Annotated in this window: 16 protein-coding genes; 14 read left to right on the top strand and 2 right to left on the bottom strand. The window is 64.9% G+C overall.

Annotated features, from left to right (window positions below):
• The first annotated feature begins 235 nt into the window (after positions 1–235).
• From UB31_RS33450 to UB31_RS33410, 9 genes are read left to right on the top strand one after another with little or no spacing between them, the layout of a single operon-like run.
• Positions 236–1,270 carry an ABC transporter substrate-binding protein gene (locus UB31_RS33450; protein ID WP_045002663.1) on the top strand — a complete coding sequence of 345 codons (1,035 nt, stop codon included), beginning with the start codon at positions 236–238 and terminating at the stop codon, positions 1,268–1,270.
• Positions 1,271–1,298: 28 nt separating this feature from the next.
• Positions 1,299–2,333 (top strand): ABC transporter ATP-binding protein, encoded by a 1,035-nt coding sequence (locus tag UB31_RS33445; protein WP_045013878.1) that lies wholly within the window; start codon positions 1,299–1,301, stop codon positions 2,331–2,333.
• Entirely contained in the window at positions 2,330–3,205 is an 876-nt protein-coding gene (locus UB31_RS33440) for an ABC transporter permease (protein ID WP_045013877.1), read from the top strand. Before UB31_RS33445 ends, UB31_RS33440 begins: the two co-directional genes overlap by 4 nt.
• Positions 3,202–4,008, top strand: coding sequence for an ABC transporter permease (locus UB31_RS33435; RefSeq protein WP_045002666.1), 807 nt, complete (start codon positions 3,202–3,204; stop codon positions 4,006–4,008). The genes UB31_RS33440 and UB31_RS33435 overlap by 4 nt, the downstream gene beginning before the upstream one ends.
• A gap of 8 nt (positions 4,009–4,016) precedes the next feature.
• Positions 4,017–5,153: an NAD(P)/FAD-dependent oxidoreductase gene (locus tag UB31_RS33430; RefSeq protein WP_045013876.1), complete on the top strand. Its 1,137-nt coding sequence runs from the start codon at positions 4,017–4,019 to the stop codon at positions 5,151–5,153.
• Positions 5,154–5,180: 27 nt separating this feature from the next.
• Positions 5,181–5,477 carry a (2Fe-2S)-binding protein gene (locus UB31_RS33425; protein WP_045013875.1) on the top strand — a complete coding sequence of 99 codons (297 nt, stop codon included), beginning with the start codon at positions 5,181–5,183 and terminating at the stop codon, positions 5,475–5,477.
• On the top strand, positions 5,474–6,892 hold the full coding sequence (locus tag UB31_RS33420) for an FAD/NAD(P)-dependent oxidoreductase (RefSeq protein ID WP_045013874.1): 1,419 nt from the start codon (positions 5,474–5,476) through the stop codon (positions 6,890–6,892). Before UB31_RS33425 ends, UB31_RS33420 begins: the two co-directional genes overlap by 4 nt.
• On the top strand, positions 6,889–8,010 hold the full coding sequence (locus UB31_RS33415) for an NAD(P)/FAD-dependent oxidoreductase (RefSeq protein ID WP_045013873.1): 1,122 nt from the start codon (positions 6,889–6,891) through the stop codon (positions 8,008–8,010). The genes UB31_RS33420 and UB31_RS33415 overlap by 4 nt, the downstream gene beginning before the upstream one ends.
• 15 nt (positions 8,011–8,025) lie before the next feature.
• A complete protein-coding gene (locus tag UB31_RS33410) occupies positions 8,026–8,373 on the top strand; it encodes a RidA family protein (RefSeq protein WP_045013872.1) in 348 nt (115 codons plus the stop codon).
• 5 nt (positions 8,374–8,378) lie between these two features.
• On the opposite strand, the gene UB31_RS33405 is transcribed toward UB31_RS33410, so the two are convergent.
• Positions 8,379–9,302 (bottom strand): LysR family transcriptional regulator, encoded by a 924-nt coding sequence (locus UB31_RS33405; RefSeq protein WP_045013871.1) that lies wholly within the window; start codon positions 9,300–9,302, stop codon positions 8,379–8,381.
• A gap of 119 nt (positions 9,303–9,421) precedes the next feature.
• On the opposite strand from UB31_RS33405, the gene UB31_RS33400 reads away from it, so the two are divergent.
• The 4 genes from UB31_RS33400 to UB31_RS33385 all read left to right on the top strand — a co-directional run bounded on the left by UB31_RS33400 (position 9,422) and on the right by UB31_RS33385 (position 13,379).
• Positions 9,422–10,780, top strand: a complete 1,359-nt coding sequence (locus UB31_RS33400) for an MFS transporter (protein WP_045013870.1) — start codon at positions 9,422–9,424, stop codon at positions 10,778–10,780.
• Complete coding sequence (locus UB31_RS33395) at positions 10,777–11,280, top strand: GAF domain-containing protein (protein ID WP_045002674.1); 504 nt, start codon at positions 10,777–10,779, stop codon at positions 11,278–11,280. Before UB31_RS33400 ends, UB31_RS33395 begins: the two co-directional genes overlap by 4 nt.
• Before the next feature lie 12 nt (positions 11,281–11,292).
• Positions 11,293–12,540 carry a metal-dependent hydrolase family protein gene (locus UB31_RS33390; RefSeq protein ID WP_045013869.1) on the top strand — a complete coding sequence of 416 codons (1,248 nt, stop codon included), beginning with the start codon at positions 11,293–11,295 and terminating at the stop codon, positions 12,538–12,540.
• 119 nt (positions 12,541–12,659) lie between these two features.
• Positions 12,660–13,379 carry a hypothetical protein gene (locus UB31_RS33385; protein WP_045002677.1) on the top strand — a complete coding sequence of 240 codons (720 nt, stop codon included), beginning with the start codon at positions 12,660–12,662 and terminating at the stop codon, positions 13,377–13,379.
• On the opposite strand, the gene UB31_RS33380 is transcribed toward UB31_RS33385, so the two are convergent.
• On the bottom strand, positions 13,369–14,211 hold the full coding sequence (locus tag UB31_RS33380) for a tetratricopeptide repeat protein (RefSeq protein WP_245306111.1): 843 nt from the start codon (positions 14,209–14,211) through the stop codon (positions 13,369–13,371). The two genes, UB31_RS33385 and UB31_RS33380, sit on opposite strands and share 11 nt — an antisense overlap.
• A gap of 221 nt (positions 14,212–14,432) precedes the next feature.
• On the opposite strand from UB31_RS33380, the gene UB31_RS33375 reads away from it, so the two are divergent.
• Positions 14,433–16,043, top strand: coding sequence for an ABC-F family ATP-binding cassette domain-containing protein (locus UB31_RS33375; RefSeq protein WP_045013868.1), 1,611 nt, complete (start codon positions 14,433–14,435; stop codon positions 16,041–16,043).
• Positions 16,044–16,049: the final 6 nt, after the last annotated feature.

The raw sequence follows: 16,049 nt of genomic DNA, 5'->3' as shown, positions 1-16,049 counted from the left end.
TGCCATTATTCATTGGACGATGGAAGGTCCGGTTTGCGATCTTTTTCATCAGAGCTGAAGACAGCCCGCTTTTTCGGCAGATTGGAGGGGTTCGAACCTCCGGATCGCGCCAAACCTGCCGAGCAGGGGCCGGAGCCCTGTCCGGAGAGGATTTGCGCGGAAGGAAATGCGGAAGGCGCTTCAGCCGGAGATTTGTCGGCACGTCACCTCATTCTGGTATTGGAGATCGGACCACATGAAGACTTTTCGCCTTCTGACAGCGGTCAGCCTCGCGGCGCTCGTCGCCGGCATTTCGGCCGCCTCGGCCCAGCAAAAGACGCTCTATGTCGCCGGCTATGGCGGCTCTTTCGAGAAGACCATCCGCGACGAGGTGATCCCGACCTTCGAGAAGGAAAACGGCGTCAAGGTCGAGTACGTCGCCGGCAACTCCACCGACACGCTGGCAAAACTCCAGGCGCAGAAGGGCAACCAGCAGATCGACGTCGCCATCGTCGACGACGGTCCGATGTACCAGGCGATCCAGCTCGGCTTCTGCGGCAAGCTCGACAGCCTGCCGGCCGATCTCTACGACACCGCCCGCTTCAAGGATGATCGCGCGGTCGCAATCGGCATCGTCGCCACCGGGTTGATGTACAACACCAAGGTGTTTGCGGAGAAGGGCTGGGCGCCGCCGACCTCGTGGAACGACCTGAAGGACACGAAATACGCCAAGCAGCTCGTCGTCCCGCCGATCAACAACACCTATGGTCTCGAAGCGCTGGTGATGTTGTCGAAGATGAACGGCGGCGGCGAGGCCAACGTCGATTCCGGCTTCAAGATCTTCAAGGAAGAGATCAATCCGAACGTGCTGGCCTATGAGCCGTCGCCGGGCAAGATGACCGAGCTGTTCCAGTCCGGCCAGGCCGTGATCGCGGTGTGGGGCACCGGCCGCGTGCAGAGCTTTGCCAACACCGGCTTCCCTGTCGACTTCGTCTATCCGAAGGAAGGCGCCGCGACGCTGCTGACGACGGCGTGTCCGATCACCAAGCCGAACGCCTCGCCGCTCGCGGGCAACTTCATCAAGATGCTGCTCGATTCGAAAATCCAGCTCGTGATGCTTAGGGATTACGGCTACGGCCCGGTGCTGAAATCGATGGTGGTGCCGCCGGAGCTCGGCAAGATGGCCCCGATCGGCGAGCGCGCGGCCAAGCTCTATAATCCGGACTGGACCGTCATCAACGACAAGCGCGAGGAGTGGACCAAGCGCTGGAACCGCGAGGTCGAGCGTTGATCTGATCGTTCGCAGCGGAGACAGAGCCATGGCCTATCTCGAGCTCGATCGGGTCGCCAAGCAATTCGGGGCGCAGACTGTCGTCGACGACTTCAGTCTGGCGGTCGGGAAGGGAGAGTTCATCTCCTTCCTCGGCCCCTCCGGCTGCGGCAAGACCACGACCCTCCAGATGATCGCGGGCTTCCTCGATCCTACGCGCGGCGCGATCCGGCTGGAGGACAAGGACCTGACCGCGATCCATCCGGCCAAGCGCGGGCTCGGCATCGTGTTCCAGAGCTACGCGCTGTTTCCGCACATGACCGCGGCGGAGAACGTCGCCTTTGGTCTGGAGATGCGCAAGGTGACGCGCAGCGAGCGGACCGAGCGCGTCCGCGCTGCGCTGGCGATGGTCGGACTTGCCGGCTTTGAGGACCGTCATCCACGCCGCATGTCCGGCGGCCAGCAGCAGCGCGTGGCGCTGGCGCGGGCGCTGGTGATCAAGCCGAGCGTGCTGCTGCTCGATGAACCGCTGTCGAACCTTGACGCAAAGCTGCGCGAGGAGATGCAGATCGAGTTGCGCCAGATCCAGCGCACCATCGGCACCACCACGATTCTCGTCACCCACGACCAGAACGAGGCGATGTCGCTGTCCGACCGCATCGTGGTGATGAGCCAGGGCAAGATCGAGCAGATCGGCACGCCGCAGGAAACCTATGAGAAGCCGGCCTCGGCCTTCGTCTCGCAATTCCTCGGCAAGACCAACGATTTTGCCGCGACGATCGATCGGACCGCCACGCCCGCGCGGCTGGCCGCGGGCTCCTGGAGCGCACCGGCACCGGCGGGACTCAGCGGTCCCGTCACCGTCAGCATTCGCCCCGAGCGGATCGGGTTTGGCGATGCGGGTCTCAACGCCAAAATCGTCACGCGCATCTTCCAAGGCAATCATTGGCTGTTCCAGTGCGACAGCGAATGCGGGCCGGCGATCGTGATCCGCCAGAATGATGGCGAGAGGCAGCCGGCCGAAGGCGAGGCCGTTCGCCTCACGTGGCGACCGCAGGACATGAGCGTGAGGGGCGTCGCATGAGCGCGGCCGCCGAAGAGCGCAACGCGCGTGCGCCGTGGGCGCTGACGGCGCCCGCCTTGATGCTGTTCGTCGGCGTGCTGCTGATTCCGCTGGCGATGACCGTGATGCTGTCGTTCCACGATTGGGGCCAGTACAAGGGCATCGAGCCGGTCTTCATCCTCAAGAACTGGCGGGAGATCGCGACCGATCCCTATTACGCAGAGATGTTCTGGCGGACGTTTCGAGTTGCGATCCTGACCACAGTGCTCACCGCCGTGCTGGGCGCGCCTGAAGCCTACATCCTCAATCGCATGAGCGGCCGCTGGAAGAGCATTTTTCTGCTCGTGATTCTCGGGCCGCTGCTGATCTCCGTGGTGGCGCGCACGCTCGGCTGGGCGCTGCTGTTCGGCGGCAACAATGGCCTCGTCAACAAGCTCTTGATGTCGGCCGGGCTGATCCGATCGCCCATTCCCTTCATGTTCACCGAAACAGGCATGGTGGTCGCGCTCGCGCATGTGATGATGCCGTTCATGGTGCTGTCGGTGTGGGCGGCGCTGCAACGGCTCGATCCGCAGATCGAGAATGCGGCACTGTCGCTCGGCGCAGGCCCGATCACGATTATCCGCCGCATCATCATGCCGCAGATCATGCCGGGCGTGCTGTCGGGCGCGATCATCGTGTTTTCGCTGTCGGCCAGCGCCTTTGCGACGCCCGCGATCATCGGCGGCCGCCGGCTCAAGGTCGCGGCAACGCTCGCCTATGATGAATTCCTCAATACGCTGAACTGGCCGCTGGGTGCGGCGGTCGCGACGCTGCTGCTGGTCGCGCTGGTGCTGATTGTGGTCGGCAGCAACGCGCTGATCGAGCGCCGCTATGCCGAGGTATTCCGATGAGACGGAACGGCCCGCTCGCGCTGATCTTCCACACCATCTTCGTCATTGTCATGGTGGCACCGATCCTCGTCGTGTGCCTTGTCGCCTTCACGCCCGAGGGTTTCCTGTCGCTGCCGACCAACGGCTTCTCGCTGCGCTGGTTCAGGGCGATCGCCAACTATCCCGAATTCATCCACGCCTTCTGGGTCAGCCTCGGGCTCGGCGCGCTGTCGTCCTTCGTCGCGCTGCTGTTCGCGGTGCCGGCGGCGCTGGCGATCGCGCGCTATCGTTTCCGAGGTCGCGATGCACTTGCGGCGCTGTTCTTGTCGCCGCTGATGATTCCGCATGTCGTGCTCGGCATCGCCTTCCTGCGCTTCTTCACCTCGGCTGGATTGAGCGGCAGCTTTGCGGCGCTGATCATCGCGCATGTCATCATCGTGTTTCCGTTCGCACTGCGACTGACCCTTGCGGCGGCGACAGGCATGGACCTCTCGGTCGAGATGGCGGCGGTCTCGCTCGGTGCCGGCGGCTGGACGCTGTTCCGTCGCGTGACCTTGCCGCTGATCCTGCCGGGCGTCATCAGCGGCTGGGCGCTCGCCTTCATCCAGTCCTTTGACGATCTGACCATGACTGTCTTCCTCGCGGCACCCGGCACCGAAACGTTGCCGGTGCGCATGTTCCTCTACATCCAGGACAACATCGATCCGCTGGTGACGTCGGTCTCGGCCTGCGTGATCGCGATCACCATGACCGCCCTCATTCTGCTCGATCGCTTCTACGGGCTCGACCGCGTGCTCGCCGGCAAGGGCGATACGGGACGATAGGAGAACTTATGTCAGGAGAATACGACGTCGCCGTCGTCGGCGGCGGACTGCTCGGCTCTGCGATTGCCTGGGGCCTTGGCCGGCTCGGCAAGCGCGTCGCCGTGCTCGACGAGGGCGACATCACCAAGCGCGCCTCGCGCGCGAATTTCGCGCTGGTCTGGGTCCAGAGCAAGGGGCTGGGTATGCCGGCCTACACGGTGTGGACCGTGCAGGCGTCGCAGGCGTGGGGCCGTCTCGCGTCGGAGCTGAAGCAGCAGACCGGTCTTGACGTCTCGCTTCAGCAGAACGGCGGCTTCCATCTCACGCTCGGCGAGGACGAATTCGGCCAGCGCACCGAGCTGGTCAAGCGCATGCACAATCAGACCGGCGCCGCCGACTACAAGATGGAGATGCTCTCCGCATCCGAAGTGAAGAAGTCGCTGCCGCTGATCGGGCCGGAAGTCTCCGGCGGCAGCTTTTGTCCACTCGACGGTCACGTCAATTCGTTGCGCACGTTCCGTGCGTTCCACACCGGTTTCAAGGCGTTCGGCATCGACTATTTTCCGGAGCGCCCGGTCTCCGCAATCACAAAGAGCGGCGGCGAATTCCGCCTGACCACGCCGAAGGGCGAGCTTCGCGCTGCCAAGATCGTGCTCGCGGCCGGCAATGCCAACCAGACGCTGGCGCCGATGGTCGGTCTGTATGCCCCGATGGGTCCGACCCGTGGCCAGGTCGTGGTGACCGAACGCACCATGCCATTCCTGCCGCATCCGCTTACCACGATCCGCCAGACCGACGAGGGCACGGTGATGATCGGCGACAGCAAGGAGGAAGAGCTCGACGATCGCGCGCTGAAGCATTCGATCAGCGGCGTGATGGCCGATCGTGCGCAAAAGATGTTTCCGCATCTGGCGCGGCTCAACGTCGTCAGGAGCTGGGCCGGCATCCGCGTCATGCCGCAGGACGGCTTTCCGATCTACGACCAGTCGGAGACCCATCCCGGCGCCTTCGTCGCCTGCTGCCATTCCGGCGTGACGCTCGCGTCCAACCACGCCTTCGAGATCGCGCGCATGGTTGCGCAAGGCGCGCTCGAGCCGGAGCTGGTCGGCGCGTTCTCGGCCGGCCGCTTCGGCGGAGCGGGCACAGCGAACAACAGCGGCTATTAGAGATATCAAGGAGCCAAGAGGCATCCCATGTTTAGACGATCCGAACAGGACAAACGCCCACAGGTGCAGATCTTCGTCGACGGCGCTGCCGTGGCGGCGCGGCAGGGTGACACCGTCTCCGCTGCGCTGCTCGCATCGAGCTACGACGTGCGCCGCTCGACTGCGGTGAGCGGTGCGCCACGGCTGCCCTATTGCATGATGGGCGTGTGCTTCGACTGCCTCGTCACCATCGACGGCGTCGGCAATCGCCAGGGCTGTCTCGTGCCTGTTACTGAGGGCATGCAGGTCGAGATCCAGAAGGGCAAGCGGGAGATCGGGAAATGACCATGGCTCCCAAGCGCGAAGCCTACGACGTCGTGGTGATTGGCGCTGGGCCCGCAGGCCTTGCCGCCGCTGCGACATCCGCCGAAGCCGGCCTGTCGACGCTGCTGCTCGACGAGAACATCGGCCCCGGTGGCCAGGTGTTTCGTGCCGTCGCCTCGACGCCGGTAACCGACCGCAACCAGCTCGGTGCGGATTATTGGGTCGGTGCCGATCTCGTGCAAACGCTACGCGCGAGCAACGCCGAAATCATCCAGCGCGCCACGGTCTGGAGCCTCGACCGCAACCTCGACATTGCCGTCTCCGTCGGCGGCGCCTCGGCCTTCGTCAAGGCGAAGCGCGTGATCCTCGCGACCGGCGCGCTGGAGCGGCCGTTTCCGATTCCCGGCTGGACGCTGCCGGGCGTGATGACCGCGGGTGCCGCGCAGACGATGTTGAAGTCGTCGGCTCTTGTTCCGGACGGGCGCACGGTGATCGCGGGGCAGGGGCCGCTGCTCTGGCTGCTCGCCGCGCAGATCTTGCGGCTCGGCGGCCGGATCGACCGCATCCTCGACACCACCGAGCGCGGCAATTATTTCGCCGCGCTGCCGCATGCCTTTGCGTTCCTGACCTCGCCCTATTTTGCCAAGGGCCTGTCGATGATGCGGGAGGTGAAGGCGAAAGTGCAGGTCGTCTCCGGCGTCACCGAGCTCGCCGCTTCTGGCGACGGCCAGCTCGCGAGCGTGAGCTATGTAGCCGGCGGCAAGCGCGAGACTATTTCTGCCGATCTTCTGCTGCTGCATCAGGGTGTCGTGCCCAACGTCAATCTGGCGATGTCGGCCGGAATCGAGCATCGCTGGGACGATCTGCAACTGTGCTGGTCGCCGGTGCTCGATGCGAGCGGCAATTCGTCGATCGCGGGCATCGCGATCGCCGGCGATGGCGCCGGCATTGGCGGCGCCAATGCGGCTGTGGTGCGCGGCCGCATCGCGGCGCGCGCGGCAGTGGAGGCACTGGCGCCTGCGGCTGGCGCGAAGCTTCCGTCGATGGCGGCATTGCGTGCCGATCTCAGCAAGGCAGAGCGCGGCCGCGTCTTCCTCGATACGCTGTTCCGCCCGTCGCCGCAGTTCCGCATTCCCTCAGGCGATACCATCGTCTGTCGTTGCGAAGAGGTGACGGCCAAGGACGTTCTCGATGCCGTCGCGATCGGCGCGACCGGGCCGAACCAGCTCAAGGCCTATCGCCGCACCGGCATGGGGCCGTGCCAAGGCCGGCTCTGCGGCCTCACCGTCACCGAGCTGATGGCGCAGGCGCGGGGCAAGACCCCGCAGGAGATCGGCTACTACCGGCTGCGTGCGCCGGTGAAGCCGATCACGCTCGCCGAGCTCGCCGCCGTGCCCAAGAGCGAGGACGACATCAAGGCCGTGGTGCGCGGATGACGAAAAATGTGGATGCGATCGTCGTCGGTGGTGGCATCCACGGATGCTCGACCGCGCTGCATCTGTGCCTCGCTGGCCTGAAGCCGGTGCTGATCGAGAAGGACTATGCCGGCCGGCACGCCTCGGGCGTCAACGCCGGCGGCGTGCGCCAACTGGCACGGCACATTCCCGAGATCCCGCTCTCGATCCGCTCGATGGGGATATGGGAGAAGATTTCAGAGCTCGTCGATGACGATTGCAGTTTTGAAAGCTACGGTCAGGTTCTGGTCGCGGAAAACGAAGAAGAACTCGCCGTCTGCCGCGCACGCGTCGCCGAGCTGAACGCGCTCGGCTTCACTCATGAGGAATTGATCGACGGGGCCGAGTTGCAGCGGCTGGTGCCTGCTGTCTCCGAGACCTGTCCCGGCGGCGTCGTCTCACGCCGCGACGGTGCCGCCAATCCGGCGCAGACGACGACCGCGTTCCGCCGCAAGGCCGAGCAGCTCGGCGCCACCGTGCGTGAGGGCGTGGCCGCCAGCAACATCCGCTACAGCGATGGCCTCTGGCATGTCGATGTCGGCATCGAGACCTTTGCCGCGCCGGTGCTGGTCAATGCCGCCGGTGCCTGGGCCGGCAAGATCGCCGCCGCGCTCGGCGAGCCCGTTCCGGTCGAGACCGTGGCGCCGATGCTGATGATCACCTCGCGCGTGCCGCACTTCATCGATCCCGTCGTGATCCTGCGCGGGCGAAAGCTTTCCTTCAAGCAATTCAAGAACGGCACCGTGCTGATCGGCGGCGGTCATCTCGCAACGCCCTATCAGGATCGCAACGAGACCGTGCTGGACTGGAAGAGCCTCGCGATCAGCGCCCGCACCGTGTTCGAGCTGTTTCCCGTGATGCGCGATGCGACGATCATGCGGGCCTGGGCCGGCATCGAGGCCAAGATGAAGGACGACATTCCCGTGTTCGGCCCGAGCAGCCGTCACAAGGGCCTCTATCACCAGTTCGGCTTCTCGCTGCACGGCTTTCAGCTCGGCCCCGGCGCCGGCGCCGTGATGGCGGAGCTGATCGTCAACGGCGGCACCCAGACGCGCGTCAGCGATCTCGGCATCGACCGCTTCCATCCTTCCACGCTTTAGCAACACGAGGACATCATGAGCATCACCCGCAGCGTCCGCACGCCCATCATGCACCGCGCCGTCGAAGCCAACGGCTTCGTCTTCGTCGGTGGCACCATCGCCGACGACACGTCCGTGTCCATGGGCGACCAGACCCGCAACATTCTCGGCAAGATCGCCGGCTATCTGAAGGAAGCGGGGACCGACAAGACCCGAATCGTCAGTGCGTCGATCTTCGTCACGGATCTTTCCAAGAAGAAGGAGATGGACGCGGCCTGGACCGAGTTCTTCGGTGACGATCTGCCGACCCGCGCCACCGTCGGTGTCGCCGATCTCGGCGGCAGCGCGCTGATCGAGGTGGTGGTCACCGCGCTGAAGGGCTGACCCGGTCAGTCCGATCTGGCGAACATCCCGACCAGGGTCTCGCGCAGCCAGCGCTGCGCGGGCACGGTGTCATTGCGCTGGTGCCAGAACAGGCTGACGATACGTGCCGGCGCCTGGAGCGGAAGCGGCATCGCTTGCAGGAACGGCGCATGGCGCGACTGCGAGCGGAGATCGCTCGGCAGCACGGCGATGAGATCGGACTGCCGCACGATCTCGTAGGCGGCGCTGTAATGATTGACGGTCGCGACCAGATTGCGCGCGAGCCCGCGCGAGGCGAGGAAGAGGTCGTAAGACGGCATGCGCTTCCCGGCCAAAGTCACGTCAACATGCCTCGCGTTGAGGAATGTGCGCGTGCTCAGCCGCTTTTTGGCCGCGAGCGGGTGGCCGCGCCGCATGAAGCAGGCATAGTCGACCGTCCAGAGCGAGCGTGAGCGAATGGCAGTCGGTTGCTGCGCCTCGTTGACGTATACGCTCAGCACGCAATCGACCAGATTATCCTCAAGCTGATCGGCGATCTCCAGGATAGTGTTGGGGACGGTTTGGACGCGCGCTTTGGGTGCGATCTCGCCGAGATGGTTCAGGAGGTTCGGCATGACCAGCGAGGCCACATAGTCGGACATCGACAGGGTGAACTCGATCTGGGCGCGGCCGGCATCGAACACCTGCTCGTCGAGCGCGCCGCGCACGCTTTCCAGGGCTTCACCAATCGGCTCCCACAGCACCACGGCGCGCTGGGTGGGACGAATCCCGGTGCCCGATCGCACGAACAGGGGATCGCCGAGCGCGTCGCGCAACCGCGCCAGCGCATTGCTGACGGCGGGCTGCGTCATCGTCAGCGCGCTCGCGGCGCGCGTGACGCTGCCTTCGGTCATCAGCGCCTCGAACACTTTCAGGAGGTTGAGGTCGAGCGCGCGGAACGACATCCACATTCACCGTGGTGATATATTAGATCATGATTATAAATTATGACGATAATGTCACTTTGTCTATGGTTCCCTCCCGAACGACACGCGGCGCGCCGGGGCCGTGAGAATCGAGGGGGACTTTCATGTCTATGATATCGGCGCGCATCGAGCGCCTTCCGTTCGCGCGTTTCCACACGCACCTGCTGCTGATGGGCGGGCTCGGCTACACGTTCGACGCGATGGACGCGGCGGTGCTCGCCTTCATCCTGCCGGTGCTGCGCACGGCCTGGAATTTGTCGAGCGTACAGATCGGCGTGCTCGGCAGCAGTACCTATATCGGCTTCCTGTTCGGCGCGCTGCTTGCCGGCACGCTGGGCGATCTGATCGGCCGCCGCGCGGTGATGATGTCGGCACTGGCGCTCTATTGCGCGGCATCCATCGTCAGCGCGATGGTGGATACCTGGTCATCCTTCTTCGTTGCCCGCATCATCGCCGGCATGGGCACCGGCGCGGAGAGCGCGATCATCGCGCCCTATCTGGCGGAGTTCGTGGCGCGGCGTTACCGCGGCAGCTTCACGGGCTCGCTCGCCGGCTTCTTCTCCTTCGGCTTCGTCGCAGCCGCCTTGCTCGGCTATTTCATCGTTCCCTCTTACGATAACGGCTGGCGTATCGTGCTGGTCATCACCGCGGTGCCGGTCGTCATGCTGCTGTGGTGGCGCCGGGCGCTGCCGGAATCGCCGCGCTGGCTGGAAAGCCGCGGGCGGGAGAAGGAGGCGGAAGCCGTTCTGGACCGGATCGAGGCCGGCTTCGTACGCGGGGGCCATGTCCTGCCGCAACCGGTCCCCGAAGTGACCGCCATGCCAGCAAAGACCGGAAACCTGCTGGCCAATTTCTCGGCGCTGTTGGCCGGCCGGCAGGCGCGCATCACCATCATGACCTGGATCATGTGGCTGTCGATCACCTTCAGCTATTATTCGTTCTTCGTCTGGATTCCGGGCCTTCTGGTCCAGAACGGCATGAGCATCACCAAGAGCTTCGCCTACTCGATCGCGATCTATTGCGCGCAGATTCCCGGCTATTTCAGCGCTGCCTATTTCAACGAGCGCATCGGCCGGCAAGCGACGATTGCGACCTACATGGTGCTCGGCGGCGCAAGCGCGCTCGGGCTCGCCTTCGCGCAGAACGACCAGCACATCATGCTGGCAGGAATCTTGCTGTCCTTCTTCATGAACGGAACCTATGCCGGCGTCTACGCCTATACCGCCGAGGTGTTTCCGACGGCGGTCAGAACCACCGGCGCCGGGCTCGCCTCCGCAATCGGCCGGATCGGCGCGATCGTCTCGCCGATCCTGGTCGGCTACCTCTATCCCAATTTCGGCTTTGCCGGTGTGTTCGGCCTCACCACCAGCGTGCTGCTGCTTGGCGCGCTCACCGTCGTGCTGATGGGTGTGCCGACGCGCGGCCGCTCGCTGGAAGAGATTGCGGCGGGTGAAGTTGCGTGACTCGGACCAAGCGTCATACTGATCCCTTGCTCTGCGCCGTCGCGGCTGCGCAGGGGAGGGCGGATCAGCCGGATGCGCTGTTCGCGGCGCTCGACGATGCCTTGAAGTCGGCGATCGGGCACAAGCTGTTCACGGTCCTGACCTATGACGATGGCACCGGCGAAGCCGCGCGGGTCTATTCCAATCTTCCTGCATCCTATCCCGTGGGTGGGCGCAAGCGCCTGGCGACGGGCCCGTGGACTGAGGCCGTGCTCGACCGAGGCGAGGCCTATATCGGCCGGACGCAGGATGATCTGCGCAACGTGTTCTCCGATCACGAGCTGATCGCCTCGCTCGGCTGCGCGAGCGTGCTCAATATGCCGGTGCGCTGGTGCGGACGGACGCTCGGCTCGCTCAATCTGCTCCACGAAGCGTGCTGGTACGGCGAGGACGATGTTGCCGCATGTCTGCCTTTCGCCCAGCTCGCATTGCCGGCGCTTCTTGCGCCGGCCCAGTCCTGACAGGAGACCGCCATGCCCAGCATCCTCTTCAAGAATGCCGCTCTGCTCGACCCGCTCCAGCCGGAATTGCTGGCGGGCCATGACGTGCTGGTCGAGAACAATCTGATCAAGGAGGTCTCGGACCGGCCATTGCAAGCGTCCGCTGACCGGACGATCGATCTGAAGGGCAAGACGCTGATGCCCGGCCTGATCGACCTGCACGTGCATGCCATCGCCATCGAGCTCAATTTGGCGCAGCAGGCGCGCATGCCGAACGTGCTGGTGACGTTGCGCTCGACGCTGCTTCTGAAAGGCATGCTGCGGCGCGGCTTTACGACAGTGCGCGATGCCGGTGGTGCGGGCCATGCTCTGAAGGAGGCGATCGACACCGGCCTGACCGAGGGGCCGCGCCTGTTCGTCTCCGGTCGTGCCCTTAGCCAGACCGGCGGGCATGGCGACGGTCGGGCTCGCTCGGACTATCTGGCCAGCGATTCTGTCTGTCCGTGCTGCGTGCGCGTCGGTGCGCTGGCGCGGGTTGCCGACGGTGTCGACGGCGTGCGCAAGGCGGTGCGCGAGGAGCTCCAGATGGGCGCCGACCAGATCAAGATCATGGCCTCCGGCGGCGTCGCCTCGCCGACCGATCCGGTCGGCGCCTTCGGCTACTCCGAGGACGAGATCCGCGCCATCGTCGAGGAAGCGCAGGGGCGCCAGACTTATGTGCTCGCCCATGCCTACACTGCCGCAGCCATCGCGCGTGCGGTCCGCTGCGGCGTGCGCACCATCGAGCACGGCAACCTCGTCGACGAGCCGACCGCGCGCCTGATGGCCGAGAAGGGCGCCTATGTGGTGCCGACGCTCATCACCTATGAGGCGCTCGCCAATGAGGGCGCGCAATACGGCCTGCCGCCGGAGAGCGTGGCCAAGATCGCCGACGTGCGCGACGCTGGCTTGCGCTCGCTCGAGATCTATCGCAAGGCCGGGGTGAAGATGGGGTATGGCAGCGATCTGCTCGGGCCGTCCCAGCGCCTCCAGAGCGACGAATTCCGCATCCGCGCCGAAATTCAGGGAGCGCGCGAGGTCATCGCCAGTGCGACGGTGATCGGGGCCGAGGTGCTCGGCATGAAGGGCAAGCTCGGCCGGATCGCGCCTGAGGCTCTTGCGGATTTGCTGGTGGTCGACGGCAACCCGTTGCGTGACGTGAGTTGCCTGCTCGGGCAGGGCGAACACATTCCGCTGGTGATGAAGGCGGGGAAAGTCCAGTTCGACAGGCTGGCTGCGTAGCTGCGCTGCGCCACAGTGCTGCTCCCAACATGACGAAGATGTAATGGTCCGGAGCTGCTGCGACGCTTTGACGCGCGGCAGTTTCCGTTTATCAGGAGAGGACTTGGCCGGAATGCCCAATGTCCTCGCAGACCAATAACAACAAGCTCGCGATCAGATTTCGCTGCCCCAAAGAGCTGGAAGGACTGCTGCCGCAGCCGGTCCCGGCAAACCTCGGCGTTCCCGACTGGCTCAAGGCGATGCCGACGACGGCCTTCAGCGCCCTCAACCAGCAGGACGACGCGACCATCAAGCGATGCCCGCCCTTCATCGATGCGATGACATGCGGCTTTCTGATCCCGCTGATTTGTGATCTCCGGGTCGAGGATGGCGAGATCATCTGGGACAACGACATTCCATCGGGTGGCGAGATCGATTTTCCGCGCTCGCCGATCAGTTTTCACGACCATGGCCAGCTCACCGGCTCGCCGCTGTTCGAGGCCGACCGCTTCGTCATCAAGTTCCACAACCTCTGGACCATCGAAGCGCCGGAAGGCTACGCGCTATTCTTCACGCATCCCGTCAACCGCTTTGATCTGCCCTTCACCACGCTGAGTGGCCTGGTCGATTGCGATCGCTATCGCGACACCTGGATCCACTTTCCGGCGCACTGGCACAACACGAGCTTTCGCGGCGTGCTACCCAAGGGCACGCCGATCGCGCAGTGCATTCCGGTCAAGCGCGAGGACTGGACCCGGCAGACCTCCGCCTTCACGGAGGAAGACACGCAGCAGGTCCATGCATTGCGCGCCGCGCTGAAGCGCGAGCCGGGCTTGTACCGCCGTAAATTCAGGGCTTAGCTGCGCGCTCGCGTTCCAGAAATTTCGCGGCTGCGCTCGGCCGGAAGAAGAAGCGGCCGTGCGACGAGGCGGCGAGCGCAAAGGCGGCACGGCCGAGCATGTGAGGCCGTCCGCGAAACACCGAACGCAGCGCGGCCTCGCCGCCGTCGCGCTCGCCCATCTCCATGAGACAGATCGCGAGATTGGCGCGCGACAGCGCGTCGTCCGGGCGAAGCCCGAGCGCGTGACGGTAGGTGTCGGCGGCATCCGCATAGGCGCCGTCCAGAAGCTGGGCCCAGGCGAGCTCGGTCAGGATGTCGGTGCGCCCCGGCGCGGTGGCGCGCGCAGCAGCCAGGACGCGGCGGGCCTCTGGCCGATTGTTGTTCCGCACATGCATGCGGCCGAGGTCGAGTTGCAGGTCGATGCTGGCGGGGGCGAGTGCGAGAGCGTCCGCGATGATCCCGATTGCATCGCCGACCCCTCCGCCGTTCGCGAGCTGGCCGGCCAGCTCCTGAAAGGCGGGCAGATAAGGCGGGCGCCGGCCCGCGGTGCGGCGCAGTTGCGCGATGCCATCCACGCTGCGCCGCGAATTGCAGAGCGCGTGGCCGAGCAGCGTCTCGATTTCCGGATCGCTACTACGCCGCGCAGCCTTTTCCAGCGGCACGACCGCCTCGTCCGCACGGCCCAGTCCAATGAGCGCATGCGCCAGGATCAGCACCGCGTTCCGGTCCGAGCGATTTGATTTGAGGGCTTCGGTTGCAAGCTGCCTTGCAACGTCGAACTGCTTGGCGCGCAGCGCCATGAAGGCTTGTTGCAGCAGTTGGGCGAGGGCGTTGTTTGGCCTGCCGGTCACGCGTTGGCCTCTTTATGGAGACACGGGGTTTTGTTGGCCTCTATCGCGCCCCCATCGAGGCGTCCATCAACGAGTTCGTGAGGCATCGCGAGCGAGTCATTGAGGATGCGCCTTGATCTCGCGCCCCGGCAGGATTATGAGCGGGTTATCAATCAGGAATTCGAAAGCCATGGATTTTACCCCGACCGCAACGCCGACCTGCCTTGCTCACGGGGAATATCATGCCTGCTTCGATCATCCTGTCGCGCCTGTCGTTATCCACGCCTGACGGCCGCTCTCTCCTCTCCGACATCGACCTGACATTCGGCGCCGAGCGGATCGGCCTCGTCGGCCGTAATGGCGTCGGGAAAACGACGCTGCTCGCGTCGATTTCGAGAGAACACATTCCTCAGTCCGGCCGCGTTATGGTCAACGGGACCGTCGGGCTCCTGCGTCAGGACGCCCAGCTCCTTGCAGGCGCGACAGTCGTTGATCTCTTCGGCGCGCGCCGCGCCCTGAAGCTGCTTCGCCGGGCGGAGCGGGGCGATGCCTCGGCCGAGGAGGTCGCCGACGTCGATTGGACCCTCGAGACGCGGCTCGCAGCCGTCCTTGACCGTGTCGGGTTCGATGTCGCTTCCGACACGGAGCTCGACAGTTTGTCGGGCGGGCAGGTCACGCGCGTTCGTCTTGCCGCGCTGCTCTTCGCCGAGCCGGATTTCCTGCTTCTGGACGAGCCCACCAACAATCTCGATCGGGACGGGCGCAATGCGGTGATTGATCTCCTGGCGGCCTGGCGCGGCGGCGCGATCGTCGTCAGCCATGACCGGGGCCTGCTCGAGACCATGGACGCCATCGTCGAGCTGACCTCGCTCGGAGCAACGCGATACGGCGGCAACTGGAGCGCTTACCGAGACCAGAAAGCCATCGAGCTCGCTGCTGTCAGACACGATCTCGCCCATGCCGAGAAGCATCTGTTTGAGATCGACGGCAAGGCCCAGGAGGCCGCCGAACGGAAGGCGCGCAAGGACAGCGGCGGGAAGAAGAAACGCGCCAAGGGCGACATTCCGCGCATCCTGGCGGGTGCGCGCAAGGATCGCAGCGAAGACAGCGGAGGAAAGAACGCGCAGATCGCCGAACGGCGGCGCGCGGAGGCGCTCGATGCGGTCGACACGGCGCGCCGGCGCATCGAGATCCTTCAACCGCTGTCCGTGAAATTGCCCTCAACGCATCTGCCGGCGGGGCGGGAGCTGGTTTGGCTCGATCGGGTCAGTGCTGGCTATCAGCCGGAGCGGCCGGTCTTGCGCGACCTATCGCTCACCATCGTCGGGCCGGAGCGCGTTGCACTTGTCGGGCCGAACGGCTCCGGCAAGACAACCTTGCTCAAACTCATCGCGGGCGAGATGCGTCCTCTGTCAGGCATCGTGCGGGTGAGGCCCGACTTCGCGATGTTCGACCAGAAGGTCAACCTGCTCGATCCCGCAATCTCCATCCTGGACAATTTTGAGCGTCTCAATCCAAAGGCGGGCGCGAATGAGTGCCATGCTGCGCTCGCTCGTTTCATGTTTCGCGCCGATGCGGCCCATCAGATCGTCGGCAGCCTGAGCGGCGGACAGCTGTTTCGTGCGGGCCTGGCTTGCGTGCTGGGTGGGTCGACGCCGCCGTCACTTCTGATCCTGGACGAGCCGACCAATCATCTGGACCTCGAGTCCATTGAAACCATCGAAGCCGGGTTGAGGGCTTATGTCGGCGCGCTGCTCGTCGTCAGCCATGATGAGGCGTTCTTGCAGGCGATAGGGGTCACGCGCCGGCTCGATCTCGCCATTCCAGGCGGATTGTTCGACCCAACGGAATAATGATAC

Origin of the sequence: Bradyrhizobium sp. LTSP849 (assembly GCF_000938255.1) — a bacterium.
Classification (GTDB): Bacteria; Pseudomonadota; Alphaproteobacteria; order Rhizobiales; family Xanthobacteraceae; genus Bradyrhizobium.
The sequence above is the reverse complement of the archived record's forward strand: the minus strand, read 5'-3'. Positions and strand labels throughout refer to the sequence as shown.